This window comes from Serratia sp. CC22-02, assembly GCF_900182895.1.
Lineage (GTDB): Bacteria > Pseudomonadota > Gammaproteobacteria > Enterobacterales > Enterobacteriaceae > Serratia > Serratia nevei.
The window spans coordinates 703,574-725,301 of sequence record NZ_FXUD01000002.1 but is presented as its reverse complement, the minus strand read 5'-3'; the positions used below and the strand labels follow the sequence as shown (position 1 = coordinate 725,301).

The 21,728-nt window shown below is 60.6% G+C and carries 19 protein-coding genes; 9 read left to right on the top strand and 10 right to left on the bottom strand.

The window, feature by feature from the left end:
- Positions 1-12: 12 nt before the first annotated feature.
- Positions 13-594 carry a dCTP deaminase gene (gene dcd / locus QOL81_RS10385; RefSeq protein ID WP_019454407.1) on the bottom strand — a complete coding sequence of 194 codons (582 nt, stop codon included), beginning with the start codon at positions 592-594 and terminating at the stop codon, positions 13-15.
- A 125-nt stretch (positions 595-719) separates the two neighbouring features.
- The gene (gene udk / locus QOL81_RS10380) at positions 720-1,361 is read right to left on the bottom strand and encodes a uridine kinase (protein WP_004938922.1); all 642 of its coding nucleotides are present in this window, start codon (positions 1,359-1,361) and stop codon (positions 720-722) included.
- A gap of 231 nt (positions 1,362-1,592) precedes the next feature.
- Between udk and QOL81_RS10375 the strand changes: the two genes are divergently transcribed.
- Complete coding sequence (locus QOL81_RS10375) at positions 1,593-2,222, top strand: phosphatase PAP2 family protein (RefSeq protein WP_060421419.1); 630 nt, start codon at positions 1,593-1,595, stop codon at positions 2,220-2,222.
- Positions 2,223-2,267: 45 nt separating this feature from the next.
- Here the strand turns inward: QOL81_RS10375 and apbC are convergent, their stop codons facing one another.
- On the bottom strand, positions 2,268-3,380 hold the full coding sequence (apbC, locus tag QOL81_RS10370) for an iron-sulfur cluster carrier protein ApbC (protein WP_038880999.1): 1,113 nt from the start codon (positions 3,378-3,380) through the stop codon (positions 2,268-2,270).
- 159 nt (positions 3,381-3,539) lie between these two features.
- Between apbC and metG the strand changes: the two genes are divergently transcribed.
- From metG to sanA, 8 genes are all read left to right on the top strand, one after another.
- Positions 3,540-5,567, top strand: a complete 2,028-nt coding sequence (gene metG, locus QOL81_RS10365; protein ID WP_070913991.1) for a methionine--tRNA ligase — start codon at positions 3,540-3,542, stop codon at positions 5,565-5,567.
- A gap of 222 nt (positions 5,568-5,789) precedes the next feature.
- Positions 5,790-6,857, top strand: coding sequence for a sugar ABC transporter substrate-binding protein (locus tag QOL81_RS10360; protein WP_060421413.1), 1,068 nt, complete (start codon positions 5,790-5,792; stop codon positions 6,855-6,857).
- A gap of 131 nt (positions 6,858-6,988) precedes the next feature.
- On the top strand, positions 6,989-8,200 hold the full coding sequence (locus tag QOL81_RS10355; RefSeq protein ID WP_070913992.1) for an MFS transporter: 1,212 nt from the start codon (positions 6,989-6,991) through the stop codon (positions 8,198-8,200).
- A gap of 138 nt (positions 8,201-8,338) precedes the next feature.
- On the top strand, positions 8,339-8,746 hold the full coding sequence (locus tag QOL81_RS10350; protein WP_060421408.1) for a CidA/LrgA family protein: 408 nt from the start codon (positions 8,339-8,341) through the stop codon (positions 8,744-8,746).
- On the top strand, positions 8,743-9,438 hold the full coding sequence (locus QOL81_RS10345; RefSeq protein WP_019454415.1) for a CidB/LrgB family autolysis modulator: 696 nt from the start codon (positions 8,743-8,745) through the stop codon (positions 9,436-9,438). The genes QOL81_RS10350 and QOL81_RS10345 overlap by 4 nt, the downstream gene beginning before the upstream one ends.
- A 137-nt stretch (positions 9,439-9,575) precedes the next feature.
- Entirely contained in the window at positions 9,576-10,460 is an 885-nt protein-coding gene (cdd, locus tag QOL81_RS10340) for a cytidine deaminase (protein WP_060421403.1), read from the top strand.
- A 221-nt stretch (positions 10,461-10,681) separates the two neighbouring features.
- Complete coding sequence (locus QOL81_RS10335; protein WP_004938945.1) at positions 10,682-12,379, top strand: NAD-dependent malic enzyme; 1,698 nt, start codon at positions 10,682-10,684, stop codon at positions 12,377-12,379.
- A gap of 169 nt (positions 12,380-12,548) precedes the next feature.
- Complete coding sequence (sanA, locus tag QOL81_RS10330; RefSeq protein WP_004938948.1) at positions 12,549-13,292, top strand: outer membrane permeability protein SanA; 744 nt, start codon at positions 12,549-12,551, stop codon at positions 13,290-13,292.
- 65 nt (positions 13,293-13,357) lie between these two features.
- On the opposite strand, the gene mglC is transcribed toward sanA, so the two are convergent.
- From mglC to QOL81_RS10295, 7 genes are all read right to left on the bottom strand, one after another.
- Positions 13,358-14,368 (bottom strand): galactose/methyl galactoside ABC transporter permease MglC, encoded by a 1,011-nt coding sequence (gene mglC, locus QOL81_RS10325; protein ID WP_004938953.1) that lies wholly within the window; start codon positions 14,366-14,368, stop codon positions 13,358-13,360.
- An 11-nt stretch (positions 14,369-14,379) separates the two neighbouring features.
- Entirely contained in the window at positions 14,380-15,888 is a 1,509-nt protein-coding gene (gene mglA, locus QOL81_RS10320; RefSeq protein ID WP_033637724.1) for a galactose/methyl galactoside ABC transporter ATP-binding protein MglA, read from the bottom strand.
- 99 nt (positions 15,889-15,987) lie between these two features.
- Positions 15,988-16,980 (bottom strand): galactose/glucose ABC transporter substrate-binding protein MglB, encoded by a 993-nt coding sequence (gene mglB, locus QOL81_RS10315; RefSeq protein ID WP_038880978.1) that lies wholly within the window; start codon positions 16,978-16,980, stop codon positions 15,988-15,990.
- A 264-nt stretch (positions 16,981-17,244) separates the two neighbouring features.
- Positions 17,245-18,282 (bottom strand): HTH-type transcriptional regulator GalS, encoded by a 1,038-nt coding sequence (gene galS / locus QOL81_RS10310; RefSeq protein ID WP_038880975.1) that lies wholly within the window; start codon positions 18,280-18,282, stop codon positions 17,245-17,247.
- A 126-nt stretch (positions 18,283-18,408) separates the two neighbouring features.
- Entirely contained in the window at positions 18,409-19,581 is a 1,173-nt protein-coding gene (yeiB, locus tag QOL81_RS10305) for a DUF418 domain-containing protein YeiB (RefSeq protein ID WP_283439807.1), read from the bottom strand.
- A gap of 79 nt (positions 19,582-19,660) precedes the next feature.
- Positions 19,661-20,326 (bottom strand): GTP cyclohydrolase I FolE, encoded by a 666-nt coding sequence (folE, locus tag QOL81_RS10300; protein WP_004938969.1) that lies wholly within the window; start codon positions 20,324-20,326, stop codon positions 19,661-19,663.
- Positions 20,327-20,570: 244 nt separating this feature from the next.
- The gene (locus QOL81_RS10295) at positions 20,571-21,728 is read right to left on the bottom strand and encodes a YbfB/YjiJ family MFS transporter (RefSeq protein ID WP_070913993.1); all 1,158 of its coding nucleotides are present in this window, start codon (positions 21,726-21,728) and stop codon (positions 20,571-20,573) included.

Sequence of the window (21,728 nt, the reverse complement as noted above, 5' to 3'; positions counted from 1 at the left end):
CATCCCGCGCCGTTAGTCCTTGTCGATTCGACTGGCTACTGCGCCCTGCTGATCGCGATATTTTGCGTCCTGGCGGCTGTTGTATGGCCGGGCCGCCGGGCCGGACAACGGCTCAAAGCTCAAGGCGCCAATCAGCATCCCCGGCCGCAGCGCCAGCGGCAGCTTGCCGGAGTTGTAGAACTCCAGCACGATGCGCCCATGCCAGCCCGGATCGATACGGTGCGCGGTCACGTGCACCATCAGCCCCAGGCGCGCCAAAGAAGAACGGCCGTCGAGCCAACCGACCAGATCGTCCGGCAACGTCACGGATTCGAACGTCACCGCCAGGGCCAGCTCGCCGGGATGGAGGAAGAACGCCTCGCCTTCCGGCAGGACAATCTCGTCGCTCATCACGCGATCCAGCGCGGCGCTGACTTCGTCTTTCGGCCCGCTAAGATCGATAAAAGGCGCGGTATGGCCACTGAACACGCGGAACTGATTGCCCAAACGGACATCTACTGTGGCCCCGTTGATGCGTTCGAGCGGCGGGCGCGGGGAAATCACCAGTTTCTCGCTATCCAGCCAGGCTTCTATATCGCGGTCGCACAGTCTCATGTCTTTCTTCTCCATCAAAACGCGTCACTAAACAAAAATTGCCACACAACGGGCGAAAGGTCTACGCCGGGGTGCAAATAGTTGGCCACCGGCCGGAAATGCACATTTCCGGCCATTAAGCGGCATTATTCAAAGAATTGGCTGATTTTGGCTTTCAGAATATCGATCGCGATGCGGTTCTTGCCGCCGCGCGGGACGATGATATCGGCGTATTGTTTGGAAGGTTCGATAAACTGCAGGAACATCGGGCGCACGGTCTTCTGGTATTGCGCCATCACCGAATCCATCGAGCGGCCGCGCTCGTTGACGTCGCGCTTCATGCGGCGCATCAGGCAGATATCCAGCGGCGTGTCGACGAAGATCGAGAAGTTCATCTCCTGGCGCAGGCGGATATCCGTCAGCAGCAAAATCCCTTCCAGAATAATCACTTTTTTAGGTTCGAGATGGACGGTTTCTTTCTTGCGCGTGTGTTCGGTGTAGCTGTACAGCGGCAGTTCAATCGCCTTGCCGGCCTTCAGCATCTGCAGATGCTGGAACAGCAGGTTGTGATCCATGGCGCTCGGGTGGTCATAGTTGGTTTTGACCCGTTCTTCCATGGTCAGGTGAGTCTGGTCTTTATAGTAACTGTCTTCTGGAATAACGCCGATGTGCTCATCGCCGACCTGCTCGCGGAGTTCGCGGTACAACGTGCTGGCAATAAGGCTTTTTCCGGAGGCAGATGCGCCAGCTATACCAATAATGACGCACTGATGCGGATTGTCAGTCATAAAATTAAAGACCTGATTTCGTAATGTGAAGGGGGGAACTAAAACGCGACAATTATAGGGAGTCGTCGGGGTTTGCGCCACTGTATATTGCGCGACGGCGGGCGAATTCGGGCTGTCTCGTCTTATCGGCACTGCAGCATTTTAAGAATCTCACGGCTAGGGCAACGCGCGGTAACAAGATACACTCCTGCGCTGACTTATGCTCCCCGTGGCCCTTCATCGGAGATTGATGTGCTGGATTGGTATTTTTTGACTTTTTTCGGCGACAGCATGCTGCTGCTGCCCTGCGCGCTGATTCTGTTTTTATTGCTGCTCACGTCTTCCGCCACCCGCGCGGCAGGCTGGCAGTGGGCGCTGACCTTCGGCTTCACCGGCGGGCTGGTCTGCCTGTCCAAACTGGCCTTTATGGGCTGGGGCATCGGCAGCGAGCGCTATGATTTCACCGGATTCAGCGGCCATTCGGCCCTCGCGGCCAGCATCTGGCCGCCGCTGCTCTGGGCGTTGACCGGCCGATTTTCCCATCCGGTGCGCAGCCTCGCGCTGTTGACCGGGTGGATATTGCCTTTCACCATCGGCGTGTCGCGGCTGGAAATTCGCGTTCACTCGGTATCCGAGGTGATCAGCGGGCTAATTTTAGGCTACCTGGCCAGCGCACTGTTCCTGTGGCTGCAGCAGAGCAAAACGCGCCCGCACCTCTCCTGGCCGCAATTCGTCATCGCGCTGGCCTTGCCGTTGGCACTGATGGGACAGCGTCAGCCGGCCCCCACCCAGGGGTTGCTGGAACATATCGCCAAAACGCTGGCGCAAATCGAACGTCCTTATACCCGCGCGGATTTGCACAACCCTGCTCGCATCCCATAAAAAAACCCGGCGTTTAAGCCGGGCTCGTGCATTGCCATAGGCAGATTACAGCGCGCGGAAAGCAATCTCCGTCGGGATCGCCTCGCCCTGCCAATACATCTGCGCGGCCACGCGGCCGGCGAGCTGGCGATACATCTCGGCGAATTCGCTGTCCGGGCGGCTGATCACCGTCGGCGTACCGCGATCCAGGTCTTCGCGCAGCGAGATATGCAGCGGCATCTGCCCCAGCAGACGGCTGTGGTATTTCTGCACCAGCTTCTCAGCGCCACCGGTGCCGAAGATCGGCTCATGGTGACCGCAGTTGCTGCAGATGTGCACGCTCATGTTCTCCACGATGCCCAGCACCGGCACATGCACTTTCTCGAACATCACGATACCCTTGGCGGCATCCAGCAAAGCGATATCCTGCGGGGTGGTAACCACCAGCGCGCCGGTCACCGGAATGTTCTGCGACAGCGTCAGCTGGATGTCGCCGGTGCCCGGCGGCATGTCCAGCACCAGGTAATCCAGATCCGGCCACAGCGTATCCTGCAGCAGCTGCATCAGCGCCTTGCTGGCCATCGGGCCGCGCCACACCATGGCGTTATCGTCGGTCACCAGGTAACCGATGGAGTTGGTCGCCAGGCCGTGCGCCACGATCGGCGCCATGTGCTGACCGTCCGGCGAGGTCGGCCGCTCATGTTCGGTACCCAGCATGTTGGGGATCGACGGGCCGTAAATGTCGGCGTCCAGAATACCGACCTTGGCCCCTTCGGCGGCCAGCGCCAGCGCCAGGTTGACGGCGGTGCTGGATTTCCCCACCCCGCCTTTGCCGGAGCTGACGGCGACGATGTTGCGCACGCCTTTGATGCCGGCCTGGCCGTTGGCGCGTTTCAGCGTCGTGATGTCGTGTTTCAGCTTCCAGTCGATGGCGGAAGCGCCGGTCACGCGCAGCAATTCGGGGCCGACGCTCGCCTGCAGCGCTTCAAAACCGCTCTGCCAGGCAAACGGCATCGTCAGTTCGATATGCAGCACATCGTCCAGCAACGCGCAGTGATGAATGGCCTTCAATGCGGTCAGGTTGTTTTTCAACGTCGGGTGTTCAAAGGCGGCCAGTACACCGGTCACCAGGGCGCGCAGAACTTCGGGGTTGGTCTGCTCAGGGGATTTTGCGTTCATCCCGGCTCCTTGATTTTGAATGAGTAGCTTCCGGCTAAGCATATCAGAACTGCGCTGCCGCTGGCGCATATAACCTGCAAGAAACCGCCCTAGCAGCGAAGGGCGCGATCGGTTAACATCGAAGGCCCTTTTATTCATTACAGAAAGCAAGTTCTCACTATGGCTCAAGTCGCGAAAAAATTATTGGTGACGTGCGCGCTACCGTACGCAAATGGTTCCATCCATCTCGGCCACATGCTCGAGCACATCCAGGCGGATATCTGGGTGCGTTACCAACGAATGCGCGGCCACGAAGTGCATTTCATCTGCGCGGACGACGCGCACGGCACGCCGATCATGCTGAAAGCGCAGCAGCTGGGCGTGAAACCGGAAGAAATGATCGCGGAGATGAGCCAGGAGCACCAACAGGATTTCGCCGGCTTTGGCATCAGCTATGACAACTACCATTCGACCCATAGCGATGAAAACCGTGAGCTGTCCACCCTGATTTACAGCCGCCTGAAAGAAAACGGTTTTATCAAGAACCGCACCATTTCTCAGCTGTACGATCCGGAGAAAGGCATGTTCCTGCCGGACCGTTTCGTGAAGGGCACCTGCCCGAAATGCAAATCGCCGGATCAATACGGCGATAACTGCGAAGTGTGCGGCGCCACCTACAGCCCGACGGAACTGATCGATCCGAAGTCCGTGGTTTCCGGCGCGACGCCGGTGATGCGCGACTCCGAGCACTTCTTCTTCGACCTGCCGGCCTTCAGCGAAATGCTGCAGGCGTGGACGCGCTCCGGCGCGCTGCAAGAGCAGGTGGCGAACAAGATGCAGGAGTGGTTCGAATCGGGCCTGCAGCAGTGGGACATCTCCCGCGATGCGCCTTACTTCGGCTTCGAGATCCCGGATGCGCCGGGTAAATACTTCTACGTCTGGCTGGACGCGCCGATCGGCTACATGGGCTCCTTCAAGAACCTGTGCGACAAGCGCGGCGATCTGGACTTCGACGAGTTCTGGCGCAAAGATTCCACCACCGAGCTGTATCACTTTATCGGCAAGGACATCGTCTACTTCCACAGCCTGTTCTGGCCGGCGATGCTGGAAGGCAGCAACTTCCGCAAACCGACCAACCTGTTCGTGCACGGCTACGTGACGGTGAACGGCGCCAAAATGTCCAAATCGCGCGGCACCTTCATCAAGGCCGGCACCTACCTGCAGCATCTGGACGCCGACTGCCTGCGCTATTACTACGCCGCCAAGCTCTCTTCACGCATTGATGATATCGATCTCAATCTGGAAGACTTCGTGCAGCGCGTAAACGCCGACATCGTCAACAAGGTGGTGAACCTGGCGTCACGTAACGCCGGCTTTATCAACAAACGCTTCGGCGGCAAGCTGGCCGACAGCCTGGCCGATCCGGCGCTGTACCAGACCTTCGTCGACGCGGCGCAGAGCATCGCCGAAGCTTACGCCGGCCGCGAGTTCAGCCGCGCGATCCGCGAAATCATGGCGCTGGCCGATCTGGCCAACCGCTACGTGGATGAGCAGGCACCTTGGGTGGTGGCGAAGGAAGAAGGCCGCGACGCCGATCTGCAGGCCATCTGCTCGATGGGCATCAACCTGTTCCGCGTGCTGATGACTTACCTGAAGCCGGTGCTGCCTTCGCTGACCGAACGCGCCGAAGCGTTCCTCAACGCCGAGCTGAGCTGGGACGCAATCCCGCAGCCGCTGCTGGGCCACCAGGTGAACGCATTCAAAGCGCTGTTCAACCGCATCGATCTGGACAAGGTCAGCGAAATGGTCAACGCCTCGAAAGAAGACATGGCCGCCGCCAAGCCGGTGACCGGTCCATTGGCCGATGATCCTATTCAGGAAACCATCACCTTTGACGACTTCGCCAAGGTGGACATGCGCATCGCCCTGATCAAAAGCGCCGACTTTGTCGAAGGCTCCGACAAACTGCTGAAGCTGCAGTTGGATCTGGGCGGCGAATCACGCCAGATCTTCTCCGGCATTCGCTCCGCTTATCCGGATCCGAAAACGCTGGAAGGCCGCCTGACCATCATGGTCGCTAACCTGGCGCCGCGCAAAATGCGCTTCGGCGTTTCGGAAGGCATGGTGATGGCAGCGGGCCCCGGCGGGAAAGAGATCTTCCTGCTGAGCCCGGACAGCGGCGCGCAGCCTGGTATGCAGGTCAAGTAACCGCGCCGGCGCGTTACATCAAGGGTCGAGCTTGCTCGGCCCTTTTTTAATGCCTCAAACCCGACGTTATAAACAGTAAGAAAAAGTCATAACCGCTCTGATTCCCTCGCCTGCCGCATCTCGCTATGATGCTCCGCAACAACAAATAGACGTCCAGACAGAAAGACTGCTATAACAGACCTTCACCGGGACCGTTTACCCGCTTTTTTGGAGCCTATAATAATGAGAAATCTCAAGACTTCGCTGCTCGCCCTCAGCCTGCTGGCCGCCCTGCCGCTGCAGGCGGCAGAAAACGCCGCCGTGCCGGCCGCCATCGCTCAGCATCAGGGGCCGGTGCGCATCGCGGTGATCCGCAACCTCGGATCCGACGACAACACCACGCAATTTTTGGCGGGCGCCATTCAGGAAGGACGCAAGCTGGGCTTCAAGGTGGACACCTTCCTCAGCAACGGCGACGACGCGCGCTTCCAGGACTTCGTCAACCAGGCTATCAGCCAGAAATATGACGGCATCATTCTCTCGCAGGGGCGAGCCCCCTATTCCACCGAGTTGGTCAAACGCATCGCGGCGGCCGGCATCGCCGTCGCGGCTTTCGATACCGACGTCAGCGGCAGCGTTCCCGGCGTCACCGTCTCGCAGCAGGACGACGCTTCGCTGGCCAACGCCTCCTTCGGCCAGCTGGTGAAGGATTTCAACGGCCAGGCCAACATCATCAAACTCTGGGTAGCCGGCTTCCCGCCGATGGAACGCCGCCAGGCCGCCTATCAGCAGCTGCTGAAACAGCATCCGGGCATTCACGAGCTGGAATCGATCGGCGCGGTCTCCTCCGACGTACAGGGCGATACCGCCAATAAAGTGGGCGCGGTGCTGGCGAAATACCCGAAAGGCAAGATCGACGCCATCTGGGGCACCTGGGACGCCTTCACCCAGGGCGCTTACAAGGCATTGAAAGAGAACGGCCGCACCGAGATCAAGCTGTACAGCATCGATATCTCCAACCAGGACTTACAACTGATGCGCGAAGCCGGCAGCCCGTGGCAGGTCAGCGTGGCGGTGGATCCGAAACTTATCGGTGCAGTCAACCTGCGCCTGGTGGCCAACAAGATTGCCGGTGAAAGCACGCCGGACAGCTATCAGTTCAAAGCGACGGTCATTCCGCAGGCGCTGTTGCTGGCGCAGCCGGGGCCGGTCAACGTCGCCGGGCTGGCGAAGATCATCCCCGGCTGGGGCAGCAGCAGCGACTTCGTGCAGCCGTGGTTCGCCACGCTGCAGGCCGAACACGGTAAATAATGCTGTTTTTGACGAGGCTGCCGACGCAGCCTCTGTTTTTAAACTAATTTTCGGCTTTCCCCTTCCGTCCTCGCCAAAATACGCTATGTTATCTGCATTGCCCAATAACTGTATGCATACACAGGCTTCGAATGAAGGGATTCCCCTCGCTGATTAACATGCTGCTGGCCAGTTCGCTGGTGTTGACCATCGGCCGCGGCGTGACGCTGCCGTTCATTACCATCTATCTCACCGAGCATTTCCATCTGCTGCCGAAGAGCGTGGGCGTGATCCTGGGCGTCAGCCTGACCCTCGGCATCCTTGCCAGCCTGTACGGCGGCTATCTGGTGGACAAATTCAGCAAGAACCGCCTGATCCTGCTGTCGATTTTATTGTTTGCGCTGAGCTTCTTCGCCCTTCCCTGGATCCCGCGCCCCGGCGGCGTGATCGTGGTGCTGGCGATCCTGCATACCTGTTATTCTGTGCTGAGCATCACCATTAAGGCCTGCTTCGCCGACTGGCTGCCGGTCGGGCAGCGCATCAAGGCTTTTTCAATCAACTACACGCTGGTCAACGTCGGCTGGGCGATCGGTTCTGCGCTCGGCGTTCTGGTGGCCGGGCTTAGCCCACTGCTGCCGTTTTACCTGTCGGGTGGGTTGGCGCTGGCGACGGTGGCGACGCTAAGCCTGCGCTTGCGCGGTCGGGAACAGCGCGCAACGCTAGCCGCCGCCCCCGCGGCGCTCCCCAACTTCCGCCAGACGGTGACTATCCTGCGTAGCGATCGGCGGCTGATCTACTTCACTCTCGGCAGTACCCTGGGCGCCGTCGTGTTCGGTCAGTTCACCGGCTATCTGTCGCAGTACCTGATCACCGTCTCCAGCGCCGAGTTCGCCTACAAAATCATCGGGCTGGTGATGATCGTCAACGCCAGCATCGTCATCGCCCTGCAATACCTGCTCAGCCGCGGCATGCGTCAGGAAAACATGCTGCGCTGGCTGGCGCTGGGCACGCTGTTTTTCATCGTCGGGCTGCTCGGTTTTATGGTGGCCGGCCAGACGGTCTGGCTGTGGCTGGCGGCGATGGCGGTGTTTACCCTCGGCGAAATCATCGTTATCCCGGTGGAATACATGTTCATCGACTTTATCGCGCCGCCGCACCTGAAAGGCAGCTACTATGGGGTACAGAACCTCAGCGCGCTGGGCGGCGCCATCAACCCGGTGCTGTGCGGGGTGCTGCTCAGCTATGCTGCGCCGCCGTTGATGTTCGTGATGCTGATCGTCGCCGCGCTGCTCAGCCTGCTGTTTTTCTTCCTCGGCCACCGGCTGGCGGAACACGCGGCGGCAACCGCCGAAGACACGCGCTGAAACCACGCGTACCGGCGATTGCGGGCTGTCAACCCGCCGAACGGGCATGGCATCCATAGCGAGAATTCATGGTGCGATCTGTGGCATGGCTCACAGTTTAATTGTATGATGAATGCATCGGTTAAACGGGAAAAGACAATGGCCAACGTGCTCACACTGTGCTGGAAATACCTGAGAGCCCTGCTCCTCATCTACCTTTGTCTGTTCGTCGGCAACGCAGTGGCGGCGCTGCTGCCGTTCGCCATTCCCGGCAGCATCCTCGGCATGCTGCTGCTGTTCGCCCTGCTCTCTACCCAGATCCTGCCGGCCAAATGGGTTAAACCCGGCTGCCATTTGCTGATCCGCTACATGGTGCTGCTGTTCGTGCCGATCGGCGTCGGGGTGATGAAATACTACGACCAGATCGTCGCGCATCTGGGCCCACTGGTTATCTCTTGCCTCATCAGCACGCTGATGGTGCTGGTGGTGGTCGGCTATACCTCACACTATTTTCACCGCGAGCGCCGCATCGCCGGTAAGCCCGATGACACGGAGGGCAACCCATGATCCATGAAATCTGGTGGTCGCTGCCGCTGACGCTGGCGGTCTATTTCGCCGCGCGCTGGCTGGCGCGCAAGCTGAACATGCCGCTGCTCAACCCGCTGCTGGTTTCCATGGCGGTGATCATCCCGCTGCTGCTGCTCACCGGCATCCCCTATGAGCGCTACTTTCAGGGCAGCAAAATCCTCAACGATCTGCTGCAGCCGGCGGTCGTCGCGCTGGCCTTCCCGCTGTATGAACAGCTGCACCAGATCCGCGCGCGCTGGAAGTCGATTATCGCGGTGTGCTTCATCGGCAGCCTGACCGCCATGATCAGCGGCGGCGCCATCGCCCTGTGGCTAGGCGCCACGCCGGAAATCGCCGCCTCTATCCTGCCGAAATCGGTCACTACGCCGATCGCCATGGCCGTCGCGGACTCGCTCGGCGGCATTCCGGCGATCAGCGCGGTCTGCGTCATTTTCGTCGGTATCCTCGGCGCCGTGTTCGGCCATACGCTGTTCAACCTGTTGAAAATCACCACCCACTCGGCGCGCGGTCTGGCGATGGGTACCGCATCCCACGCTCTGGGCACCGCACGCTGCGCGGAGATGGACTACCAGGAAGGCGCTTTCGGCTCGCTGGCGCTGGTGATCTGCGGCATCATCACCTCGCTGCTGGCACCGTTCCTGTTCCCGGTGCTGCTGCACCTGTTTGGTTGAACAGGGTGAAACATGCGATACATCTCGCATTTATGTATCTCATTGCATTAATTTCACCAATTAAGAGACATTAATCACACTTTAATGTCTCTGGCCTGCCTAGAATGTTATCCCGTTAACCTGTAGAGAGACTTTCTATGCATCCGCGTTTTCACACCGCGTTCAGCGCACTGCCTGCGACACTGCAATCCGCCCTGCGGCCCTATCTGGACGCGCCTGACTTTCCGGCGATGTTCACGGCCGAGCAAGCTGCGGCGATCCGCACAGGCTGCGGGTTGGACGATGACGCGCTGGCATTCGCGCTGCTGCCGCTGGCGGCGGCCTGCTCGTTAACCCCGATATCGCACTTCCACGTCGGCGCCATCGCACGCGGGCAAAGTGGCAACCTCTATTTCGGCGCCAATATGGAATTCAGCGGCGCACCGCTGCAGCAAACCGTGCATGCGGAACAGTGCGCGGTTACCCATGCCTGGCTGCGCGGCGAGCCGGCGCTGGCCTCGGTCACCGTCAACTACACGCCGTGCGGCCACTGCCGTCAGTTTATGAATGAACTGAACAGCGGCGGCGAACTGCAGATCCGTCTGCCGGGCCGCGCGCCGGCCACGCTGGCGGACTATCTGCCGGACGCCTTCGGCCCGAAAGATCTGGATATCGCTTCGCTGCTGATGGACAAGGTCGATCACGGCCATCGGTTGGCGCTGGACGATGCGCTGACGCAGGCGGCGCTGGCGGCGGCCAATCAGAGCCACGCACCGTACAGCAACGCCCACAGCGGCGTGGCGCTGGAAACGCAGGACGGTAACCTCTACGCCGGCCGCTATGCAGAAAACGCCGCCTTCAACCCGAGCCTGCCGCCGCTGCAGGCCGCGCTGATCCTGCTGAACCTCTCCGGCGGCGATTGCCTGAACATCCGCCGCGCCGTGCTGGTCGAACCGCAAGAGGCAATCCTCAGCCAGTGGGACGCCACCCGCGCCACGCTGGCGGCACTGGGCTGCCAAAACGTCAGCCGCGCCGCGTTCTAAGCGCACCACGGCGGAGCCATCCGGTTCCGCCGCTAACAGCCCCGCCCGCCAAATACAATGCCCCAACGCCGCCAGAGAGACTTTCTTTAGTTAAAAAATCATTTGATTGTCGATAATTACGCCAACCTGGTTCATCATCTGGCAACAAATGCTGTACATCTTCTCTTTATCTCTTAGGATCGTCGGCAATAAAGTTATCTGATACGTGAAGAGTAAAACTGATGGAACTAGAATACGAAAGCAAACGCCCGCTCTACATCCCTTACGCCGGCCCGATTCTGCTGGAATTTCCGCTGCTGAACAAAGGCAGCGCTTTCACCGAGGAAGAACGTAGCCACTTCAACCTGCACGGCCTGCTGCCGGAAGCGGTGGAAACCATCGAAGAACAGGTGGAACGCGCCTACCGTCAGTACCAGGATTTCAAGAACGACAACGACAAGCACATCTACCTGCGCAACATCCAGGACACCAACGAAACCCTGTTCTACCGCCTGCTGGACTCGCACCTGAGCGAGATGATGCCGATCATCTACACCCCGACCGTCGGCGAGGCCTGCGAACACTTCTCCGATATCTATCGCCGCGCGCGCGGGCTGTTCATCTCCTACCCGAACCGCGATCGCATCGATGACATGCTGCAAAACGCCACCAAGCAGAACGTCAAGGTGATCGTGGTCACCGACGGCGAGCGTATCCTCGGCCTAGGCGACCAGGGCATCGGCGGCATGGGCATCCCCATCGGCAAGCTGTCGCTGTACACCGCCTGCGGCGGCATCAGCCCGGCCTACACGCTACCGGTGGTGCTGGACGTCGGCACCAACAACCCGCAGCGCCTCAACGATCCGCTGTACATGGGCTGGCGCCATCCGCGCATCTCCGGCGAGGAGTACCACGCCTTCGTCGAAGAGTTTATTCAGGCGGTCAAACGCCGCTGGCCGAACGTGCTGCTGCAGTTCGAAGACTTTGCGCAGAACAACGCCACCCCGCTGTTGAACCGCTATCGCGACGAGATCTGCTGCTTCAACGATGACATCCAGGGCACCGCCGCGGTCACCCTCGGCAGCCTGATCGCCGCCAGCCGCGCCGCCGGCAGCCAGCTGCGCGATCAGACAGTCACCTTCCTCGGCGCCGGTTCCGCCGGCTGCGGCATCGCCGAGCAAATCATCGCGCAGATGAAGTCCGAAGGCTTGAGCGAAGACGAAGCGCGCGCCCGCGTATTCATGGTCGACCGCTTCGGCCTGCTGACCGACAAACTGCCGAACCTGCTCGATTTCCAGAGCAAGCTGGTACAGAAGAGCGACAACCTGGCCGGTTGGGAAACCGCCAGCGACGCCATCTCGCTGCTGGACGTGGTGCGCAACGCCAAGCCGACCATTCTGATCGGGGTGTCCGGCCAGCCGGGGCTGTTTACCGAAGAGCTGATCCGCGAGATGCACAAGCACTGCGAACGCCCTATCGTGATGCCGCTGTCCAACCCGACCTCGCGCGTGGAAGCCCGCCCGGAAGACATCATCAACTGGACCGACGGCGCCGCCCTGGTGGCGACCGGCAGCCCGTTCGCGCCGGTGAGCTATAAAGAGCAGCTGTACCCGATCGCCCAGTGCAACAACTCCTACATCTTCCCGGGGATTGGCCTCGGCGTGCTGGCCTCCGGCGCCACCCGCGTCACCGACGCCATGCTGATGGCCGCCAGCCGCGCACTGGCGGACTGTTCGCCGCTGGCCACCGACGGCCACGGCGCACTGCTGCCGAATATCGACGATATTCAGGGCGTGTCGAAGTGCATCGCCATGGAAGTGGGTAAAGCGGCGCAGCTGCAGGGCGTGGCGATCGTCACCTCCGAAGACGCGCTGTCGAAAGCCATCGAGCACAACTTCTGGCGGCCGCAGTACCGCAGCTACAAGCGCACCTCGTTCTAACTGGCGCGCTAAATTGACCCAGCCCGGCTCCGCCGGGCTTTTTTGTGCGACAAAACCGCCTAAAAATGCGGCGTTGCGCGTGCTTCAGGCGGTTCGCGTCTTGCGTCGATCGGTCAGGTAAAGTAGCCTTGATCCATCTTTTTCAGCCCGGCGCGCGTAAGGCAACAACATGTGGAAACGCCTGATCATCAGCCTGTTCATCATCATTGCGGTGTTGATGGGTTCGGCTATTGCGCTGGATCGCTGGATCAGCTGGAAAACCGCGCCTTACGTCTACGACGAACTGCAGGAATTGCCGCACCGCCAGGTCGGCGTGGTGCTCGGCACCGCCAAGTATTACCGCACCGGGGTGATCAACCAGTACTACCGTTACCGCATTCAGGGGGCGATCAACGCCTATAACAGCGGCAAGGTGAAATACCTGCTGCTGAGCGGCGACAACGCCCAGCAAAGCTATAACGAGCCGATGACCATGCGTCGCGATCTGATCGCCGCCGGCGTGGCGCCGAGCGATATCGTGCTGGACTACGCCGGTTTCCGTACCCTGGACTCCATCGTGCGCACCCGCAAGGTGTTCGACACCAACGATTTCATCATCATCACCCAGCGCTTCCACTGCGAGCGCGCGCTGTTCATCGCCCTGCACATGGGCATTCAGGCGCAGTGCTACGCGGTGCCGTCGCCGAAAGACATGATGACGGTGCGCGCCCGCGAGATCTTCGCTCGCCTGGGCGCGCTGACCGATCTGTACATCCTCAAGCGCGAACCGCGCTTCCTTGGCCCGCTGATCCCGATCTCCGCCATGCACACCGTGCCGGAAGACGCCCAGGGCTATCCCGCAGTTTCACCGGAACAGTTGGTGGAGCTGGAGCACAAGCTGAAAGAAGAGAAGCAGAAAGCCAAACAGCCCTGACGCGGCAAACGCCCAAAACAAAGGCCGGCAATAGGCCGGCCTTGTGGTCTGCGAGGCAGATAAATCTACTTCTTCTTGGCGTATTTCAACGAGTCCAGCGCCACGGCGAAGATGATGATGCTGCCCTTGATGATGTACTGCCAGTACGGGTTGATGCCGATATAGGTCAGGCCGTAGTTGATGACGGTGAAGATGATCACCCCGGTCACCACGCCCCACACCGTACCCACCCCGCCGGCGAAGGAGACCCCCCCCACCACGCAGGCGGCGATGGCATCCAGCTCGTACATAAAGCCGAGGTTATTGGTGGCGCTGCCGATGCGCCCCGCTTCCAGCAGGCCGCCGAAGGCGTAGAACACGCCGGACAGCGCATAGATCATGATCAGGTTCAACGGCACGTTGACCCCGGACACCTTGGCCGCTTCCGGGTTGCCGCCGATGGCGAAGATGTTCTTGCCGAAGCGGGTCTTGGTCCACAGGATCCAGACGAATATGATGGCGATCAGCGCATAGAAGGTAATGTACGACAGCTTAAAGTCGCCGAAGCGCAAGAAGCCTTGGGCAAAGGTGGAAAACTTCGGATCGAAGCCCGCGACCGGCGAAGCGCCGACCGAATCGTAATACAGCGAGTTGATGCCGTAGACGATGATCATGGTGCCCAGCGTAGTGATGAACGGCGTCACGTTGAGATAGGCGATAATCAGGCCGTTAACCAGGCCAATCACCGCGCCGACCGCACACACCAGCAGGATGACCAGGGGAATCGACCAGGTTTCCATGTGCGGGAACACCTTGTTGACGTTATCCATCGACTGCAGCAGCGTGGCCGCCACCACCGCCGCCAGCCCCACCTGCCGCCCGGCGGACAGGTCGGTGCCCTGGGTCACGATCAGCCCCGCCACGCCCAGCGCGATGATGATGCGCACCGAAGACTGCGTCAGGATGTTACTCAGGTTCATCAGGCTGAGGAAAGTCGGATCCTGAATGATGATGATGGCCAGCAGCACCAGCAACACCACGTAAATGCCGCCTTCCTTGAAATAGGTAAATAAGGTTTTTTTATTTAGCGCGTTCATAATTCCGATCCTTAAAGGTGCAGGGAGGCGAGACGTAAGATTTCATTTTGCGAGGTCTGTTTGGTGTTAACGATGCCCGCAACCTGACCATTGCTCATCACCAAAATACGGTCGGTGATCCCCAAAAGCTCCGGCATTTCGGACGAGACGATAATGATCCCCTTGCCCTTCTTCGCCAGTTCGGTCATCAGCTGATAAATCTCGAACTTGGCGCCCACGTCGATGCCGCGCGTCGGTTCATCCAGCATCAGGATCTCCGGCTGCGTCAGTAGCCAACGGCCGATGATCACCTTCTGCTGATTGCCGCCGGACAGCGAGCCGATATGGGTGTGATGCCCCGGCGTTTTCACCCGCATGGCGTCGATCACCCACTGGGTGTCGCTCTTCATCCGCGCGTTATCCAGCAGGCCGAGCTTGTTTTTATAATTGCGGATATTGGAGATCAGCGAGTTGAAGCCCACGTCGAGGTAGGCATAAATCCCGGTGGAACGGCGTTCTTCGGTCACCAGCGCAAAACCGTGGTTGATCGCTTCGTTGGCGCTGTGGTTGTCGATCGCCTTGCCGTGCAGCTTGATGGTGCCCGCCACCTTTTCGCGAATGCCGAACAGCGTCTCGACGATATCGGTGCGCTTGGCGCCCACCAGCCCGGCGATGCCGAGGATCTCGCCTTGGTGCAGATCGAAGGAAACGTCGCGGATCGAGGGCTGGCGCAGCGACGTCAGGTTCTTCACCTCGAGGATCACCTCACCCGGCGTGTTCTGCCTGTCGGGGAAGCGCTGGCTGAGCGAACGGCCGACCATCATCGCGATGATCTTGTCCATATCCAGCCCTTCCAGCGGCTGGGTGGCGATCCACTGCCCGTCGCGCAGCACCGTTATCTCGTCGCACAGCTGGAAGATCTCTTCCATCTTGTGCGAGATATAGACGATGCCGCAGCCGCGCTCTTTCAGCTTGCGGATGATGGTGAACAGGTGATTGACCTCTTTTTCCGTCAGCGAAGAGGTCGGTTCATCCATGATGACGATTTTGGCGTCGTAGGAGAACGCCTTGGCGATCTCGATCATCTGCATCTGCGACACCGACAGGTTGCCCACCTTTTCGCGCGGGTTGATGTCGATATCCAGCTCGTCGAAGATCGCCTGGGTGTCTTTGAGCATTTTTTCCTGATCGACGAACAGGCCTTTGGTCGGGTAGCGCCCCAGCCACATGTTGTCCATCACGGTGCGTTGCAGCACCAGGTTCAGCTCCTGGTGCACCATGGAAACGCCGTGCTCCAGCGCTTCCTTCGAACTCTTGAAATCGATTTCCCGGCCCTGAAACACAATGCTGCCGCTGTCTTTTTTGTAAATGCCGAACAGGCATTTCAGCAACGTCGATTTACCCGCGCCGTTCTCCCCCATCAGGGCGTGAATCGAGTGCGGGCGGACGCGTAAATTGACATTGTCCAAGGCTTTGACGCCGGGAAATGACTTACAGATATCCGTCATTTCCAGCAGAAATTCGCGTGAGCTATCGGCCATAAATACACCTGGCTTAACGATCTTGCAGTCGTAAACATCCCCGCCGGCGGTATTCCTGGTGTTGGCGCCGCCGGCGGGGTCTTAGCGGGATCTCAATTCTTATTTAACAAACTGAGACAGGTTGTCTTTATCTACGCCGACGTAAGGAATACGCACGACTTTATTTTCGATTTTATATTGGGTGCCTTCGGTGGCCGGTTTGCCCGCCGCCAGGTTCTTCGCCAGCTCGAAGGTGGCTTTCGCCTGGTTGTCGGCGTCGTTCAGCACCGTGCCCGCCATCGCGCCGGATTTCACCAGCGCCAGCGCTTCAGGCAACGCATCGACGCCAAACACCGGGATACTGGTCTTGTTGTGCGCTTTCAGCGCTTCCACCGCGCCCATTGCCATGGCGTCGTTGTTGGCGATCACCACTTCGATCTTGTTGGCGTTCGGGCCGGAGAGCCAGGCGTCCATCTTGTCCTTCGCCTGCGCGGTATCCCACATCGCGGTATCCATCTGCAGCTGCTGGGTCTTGATGCCTTTTTCGTTCAGCGTTTTCACCACGTAGGTGGTGCGCGCTTCGGCATCCGGGTGGCCCGGTTCGCCCTTCAGCAGCACATACTGGATCTGGCCGTCTTTGTTCAGATCCCAGGCCGGATTGGCTTTCCAGTGTTTGGCGATCAGCTCGCCCTGGATCACGCCGGATTCTTTGGAATCGGTGCCGACGTAATACGCCTTGTCGTAGCTGTCCAACGCCTTGCGGGAAGGTTCTTTGTTGTAGAACACCACCGGGATATCGTTTGCGCGCGCCTTATCGATAACCACCGGCGCCGCGGCCGGGTCGACCAGGTTGATCGCCAGCGCTTTCACGCCCTTGGCCAGCAGCACGTCGATCTGATCGTTCTGCTTGGACTGGTCGTTCTGCGAGTCATTCATCAGCAGGGTGACGTCCGGTGAAGCCTTGGCGTCTTTCTCAATAGCCTTGCGCACCACCGACATGAAGTTGTCGTCGTACTTGTAAATCGTGACGCCAATACGGGTGTCAGCATGGGCTGCGGCGCCAAACATCATGGCTGCGGCCATGGCGGCCAGGGTGAAAACCTTCTTATTCATTGTCAGTCTCCGGTTCTGTGTAGGGTATTACTCGTCTTTGAGCCAATGGTCCCCGGCAGTGCGCACACCCCAGGCCAGGCGATTTCCACTCAACACCTGTCGTCCGTGGATCTTGTTATTTCCGAGAAATGCTGTGTCAGCGCGAGGTAAAGGTTGCAGCGGCAAGGGCCTTTGCGCCAGAAAACGCCTAGAGCATAGACGGCGCGATGTTAATATTCTGTGAATTTTCTCACAGATTGAAAACGGTTACACAAGATTAAATCGTCAGAGAGTGACCGTCGCCTCACTTTGCCAGGGGGCGACAGAATGGCGCCGTACCAGCGTCGGCATGAACAGATGAGCGGCCTGCGGCTCCGCCAGGCCTGCTGCGCCCTGCAACGCCAGCTCGGTCGCCAGCGTGGCCATCGAGACGATCGGATAGCGCACCGTGGTGAGCTTGGGGCTGGTGTAACGCGCGATGGGGATGTCGTCGAAGCCGATCAGCGAGAAATGCTGCGGCACTGTGATACCGTTTTCTTTCAGCACCGCCATGGCGCCGGCGGCCATGGCGTCGTTGTAGGCGAACACCGCGCTCAGCTGCAGGTTACGCCCCAGCAGTTCCACCATCGCCGCCTCGCCGCCCTGCAGATCCGGCGAACCGTAGGCGCGCCAGTTGTCGGGCGTGGCCAGCCCGGCGGCGGCCATCGCCTGCGCATAGCCCTGCTGGCGCAGCGGCCCGTCTTCGATCGGGTGATTGGAGCCCAGATAACCGATGCGCCGATGGCCCTGCGACAGCAAAAGACGCATCGCCATTTCCGCGCCGCAGACGTTATCCAGCCCGACGCAGCGCGGCTCATAGCCGGGGATAATCCGGTTGATCAGCACCATGCCCGGCACCTGCTCCAGAAAGCCGATCAGCTCGGCGTCGCTCAGGGCTTTGGCATGGACAATCAGGGCATTACAGCGCTGGCGGATCAGCACTTCGATCGCGTGGCGCTCTTTGTCCGCCTGATGATAGCTGTTGCCGATCAGCAGGTATTTGTGGTGTTTCTGCGCCACCGTGTCTACCGCTTTCACCAGCGCGCCGAAGAACGGGTCGGAGACGTCCATCACCACCACGCCCAGGGTATCGCTGCTTTGGGTCGCCAGCGCCTGCGCGTTGGCGTTGGGGCGATAGCCCAGCTCCGCCACCGCCTGCAGCACCTGCTCACGCGTCTCCTTGCTGGTCAGCGCGCTGTGGTTCAGCACGCGGGAGACGGTCGCCACGGAGACCCCGGCGCGTTTCGCCACGTCGCGAATGGTGATCGGATGAACTGGAGGCATGCGGGATCCTGAAATCGGGGTAGTGGCCGGTGGCGCTATCCTACCCCGATTGACCCGCTGCTCGCGTGAATTACGTCACAGGAAAGAAAACGTTTACATACATTTTTTTAACCTGCCGGCTGGCGCTCACTTCTGCGTTTTGGGTTCCGCTGCGCCGGCGGCCAGCTGCGTCAGCTTGCGCCACAGCCATTCCATCGGCCCCTGAGCGAAGTAACGCAGCCACAGTGCGGAAAACGCCAGGTTGGCCAGCCAGACCAGCGGCACGAACGCCAACAGCTGCAGCCGGTCGAACTGCTCATAGAGGCCGAAGCGATAAAACAGCGTGGTGCAGATCAGCGTTTGCAGCAGGTAATTGCTCAGCGCCATGCGCCCCACCAGGGTCAGCCAGTGGGCGATGCGCATGCGCGACAGCGCGGGCCAGAAACCGTAGCACAGCGCCAGATAGCCCATCGCCTGCAGCGGGGCGCCCAGCTCACGCGGCACCTGCAGCAGGAAACCGCTCCAGCGATAGTCCCAGTGGACCTGCCATTGCAGCGCCACCGCCGGCAGCTGGATCAGCACCGAAAGCGGCAGCAACCACGCCGCCTGCCGCAGGTAATAACCGGAGGAATAACTGCCGCGCAGCCAGCCACTGCGCATCAGCCCGGCGCCGAACAGCATCAGCCCCGCCAGCTCCCAGCCATACTGCGCACCGATGGCCAGCAGGCTGGACGAGAGCAGATCGGCGCGGCTGCGCCAGGCTTCGAAACCGCCCTGCAGCTTCCAGAACTTCTCGTACTGCAGCTCCGCCACGCCCGGCTGCCAGAAGCTGCCCGGCTCACCATGCGAAACGAAGCCGAGCAGCAGCAGCACCGCTACGCCGATCAGATAGAGCACCACGCCGGTTTTCAGCAGCTGGAAGGTTTCTTTGGCTTCGCGGATCATGCGCCAGCACACCAGGCCGATCAGCCCGTAGGCCAGCAGAATATCGCCGTCCCACAGGAAGATGGCGTGCGCGAGGCCGAACAGCACCAGCCACGACAGCCGCGCGCGGATCCAGCTTTTGCCGCGCCGCAGCAGCATTTGCAGCCCGGCGCCGAACAGCAGCGCGAACATCGCCAGGAACTTGGCCTGGGCGAAGAGATCGAGCAGCGCCCAGGTCCAGGCGTCGCGCGACGACGGCATGCCCAGATAGGCCGGGTTGAGATAGGCGGCCTTCGGCAAGCCGAAGGCGCTGATGTTCAGCAATAAAATGCCGAGAATGGCGATGCCGCGCACGCAGTCCAGCGTGGCGATGCGCGGCAGAGGGTGACTGTTCATTTTTTATCGCTGTCTTCCGCTCATGAAAAAGGCGCCCGCAGGCGCCTGTTGTCGTCGTGCGGGTCGCCCCGCAATGCCATCACCCTTGGTGATGACGCACCGCGCGCAGGAACTCCTGACGGGTATTCTGGCTGGACTTGAACAGCCCCCCCAACGAGGTGGTGGTGGTGGCGCTGGTCGCGTCGCGGATGCCGCGCGCCTTGACACAATAATGGACCGCATCGATCGATACCGCCACGTTATTGGTGCCGAGCAGCGTCTGCAGCGCCACGAGGATCTGCTGGGTCAGGCGCTCTTGCACCTGCGGACGCTGGGAGAAGAACTGCACGATGCGGTTAATCTTCGACAGGCCGATCACCGAGTCTTTCGGGATATAGGCCACGGTGGCCTTGCCGTCGATGGTCACGAAGTGGTGCTCGCAGGTGCTGGTCAGCGTAATATCGCGCACCGTCACCATCTCATCCACCTTCATCTTGTTCTCGATGACGGTGATTTTCGGGAAGTTGGCGTAGTCCAGCCCGGAGAAGATCTCGTCGACATACATTTTGGCGATGCGATGCGGCGTCTCCGCCAGGCTATCGTCGGACAGATCGAGATTCAGCAGCTGCATGATTTCGGTCATGTGCTCTTTGATGCGGCGCTTGCGCGTTTCGCGATCCAGCACTTCCCCGCGCAGCGGCGTTTCCAGACCACGCTCTTCCAGCGCCGCATGCACCAGCGCGGCTTCTTTACTTAATGATGTCATGTACTTGTTCTCCTGCGGACGGAACCCGCCGGCGGCCTGGTAGGGCGTGCGGCCGGCGAATTGCTTGCTCTCGTGACGGCAGAGTTTTCGTGATGGATAACGTGAACCCGGTCAAGATTTTGCCCCCACTGTAGATGAGAGCGCGGCGATTATCCAGTGATAGTGCTTCATCCGCAGGTGAAATATTCGCATTTAGCACAATCAGGCCGGCTGCGGGATCCCACGCTTTTTGTATGGATTTTAATCAGCGCATCGCCGTTTTTTGCGCCAGCCGCCGCGCCGGGGTATTCACCACCAGCGCACCGGCCACCAACAGCGCCGCCACCGCCACGTACAACGCCGGCTCCAGCCGATGGGTCATGGCGGTCGACAGCGCCGACAGCATCGGCCCAACCAGCTGGCCGATCGCATAACCGGTGGTCAGCAACCCGGCCATATAGCGCGCATGGCGCGGCGCCAGTTCACGGCCGTGCTGAAGGGCGAGCTGCACCACACAGAGAAAACCGCCGCCGGTCAGCAACGCCCCGAGTGCCAGGCCGGCCACGCCCGGCACCACTTCGGCGCTCAGCACGCCCAGCGCCTGTATCCACAGCGTGATCGCCAGCCGGCTCTGGGTGGTCAGCCGATGGCGAGTCAAAATGCCGATAACGATCCCCAGCACCGCCGCGCCGCCGAACACCGGCCAGACGAACTGCGCGAACAGGCTGCCGGGAAAACGTGCCGCCGCCATCTGCGACAAGAACGTCGCCGGCAGGATATAGCCGAACCCGGCCAGGCTGTAGCTCCACACCAGGCGTTTGAGCGCCGGCGTCAGCAGCAGCGGCTCCGGGGCCACGTCCGGGCGATGCAGCTCGCCGCTGCGCGGCAGAAAGGCGCTAATCCCTCCGACCAACACCAGCGCCAGCCCGCCATACACCAGCCAGGCCTGCGCTGCCGTCAGCCCCAGCGTGTTGATGCCCACCGCCAGCATGCCGCTGAGGAAGATGCCGGCGCCCGGCCCGGCGAACACCGCCGCGCTCAGCGCCGGCCGGCCGTAGTGCGCCAACCGCTCGTTGGTCCAGGCCGCCACCAGCACCATCGCCCAACCGCTGGCCCAGCCGATGACGAAGCGCAGCGCACCGTGCGTCCATTCATCCTGCGCCAGCGCCGACAGCAGCGTCAGCGCCATCGCGCCCCATACGCCCAACCACAGGCGCCGCTCGACGTGGCGCGTGGCGCGCATCGCGTCGTAGGCGCCGCACAGGTAGCCCAAATAGTTGATCGCCGCCACCAGCCCGGCGCCGGTGAGGCTGAACTGGTGCTCCGCGATCATCAGCGGCACCTGGGGAGTGAAAGCGAAGCGGCCAATGCCCATCGCGACGATCAGCGCGGCAAAACCGCTCAAGGCAATACGTAAAGCCAT

Bases quoted from the DNA above. Each gene is read 5' to 3' on its own strand.
- QOL81_RS10295 (WP_070913993.1), bottom strand. From the start codon at position 21,728: ATGGCTTTACGTATTGCCTTGAGCGGTTTTGCCGCGCTGATCGTCGCG.
- QOL81_RS10355 (WP_070913992.1), top strand. From the start codon at position 6,989: ATGAAGGGATTCCCCTCGCTGATTAACATGCTGCTGGCCAGTTCGCTG.
- yeiB (WP_283439807.1), bottom strand. From the start codon at position 19,581: ATGAACAGTCACCCTCTGCCGCGCATCGCCACGCTGGACTGCGTGCGC.
- QOL81_RS10335 (WP_004938945.1), top strand. From the start codon at position 10,682: ATGGAACTAGAATACGAAAGCAAACGCCCGCTCTACATCCCTTACGCC.
- metG (WP_070913991.1), top strand. From the start codon at position 3,540: ATGGCTCAAGTCGCGAAAAAATTATTGGTGACGTGCGCGCTACCGTAC.
- mglA (WP_033637724.1), bottom strand. From the start codon at position 15,888: ATGGCCGATAGCTCACGCGAATTTCTGCTGGAAATGACGGATATCTGT.
- QOL81_RS10345 (WP_019454415.1), top strand. From the start codon at position 8,743: ATGATCCATGAAATCTGGTGGTCGCTGCCGCTGACGCTGGCGGTCTAT.
- cdd (WP_060421403.1), top strand. From the start codon at position 9,576: ATGCATCCGCGTTTTCACACCGCGTTCAGCGCACTGCCTGCGACACTG.
- mglC (WP_004938953.1), bottom strand. From the start codon at position 14,368: ATGAACGCGCTAAATAAAAAAACCTTATTTACCTATTTCAAGGAAGGC.
- QOL81_RS10350 (WP_060421408.1), top strand. From the start codon at position 8,339: ATGGCCAACGTGCTCACACTGTGCTGGAAATACCTGAGAGCCCTGCTC.
- galS (WP_038880975.1), bottom strand. From the start codon at position 18,282: ATGCCTCCAGTTCATCCGATCACCATTCGCGACGTGGCGAAACGCGCC.
- QOL81_RS10360 (WP_060421413.1), top strand. From the start codon at position 5,790: ATGAGAAATCTCAAGACTTCGCTGCTCGCCCTCAGCCTGCTGGCCGCC.
- folE (WP_004938969.1), bottom strand. From the start codon at position 20,326: ATGACATCATTAAGTAAAGAAGCCGCGCTGGTGCATGCGGCGCTGGAA.
- sanA (WP_004938948.1), top strand. From the start codon at position 12,549: ATGTGGAAACGCCTGATCATCAGCCTGTTCATCATCATTGCGGTGTTG.
- mglB (WP_038880978.1), bottom strand. From the start codon at position 16,980: ATGAATAAGAAGGTTTTCACCCTGGCCGCCATGGCCGCAGCCATGATG.
- apbC (WP_038880999.1), bottom strand. From the start codon at position 3,380: ATGAACGCAAAATCCCCTGAGCAGACCAACCCCGAAGTTCTGCGCGCC.
- udk (WP_004938922.1), bottom strand. From the start codon at position 1,361: ATGACTGACAATCCGCATCAGTGCGTCATTATTGGTATAGCTGGCGCA.
- dcd (WP_019454407.1), bottom strand. From the start codon at position 594: ATGAGACTGTGCGACCGCGATATAGAAGCCTGGCTGGATAGCGAGAAA.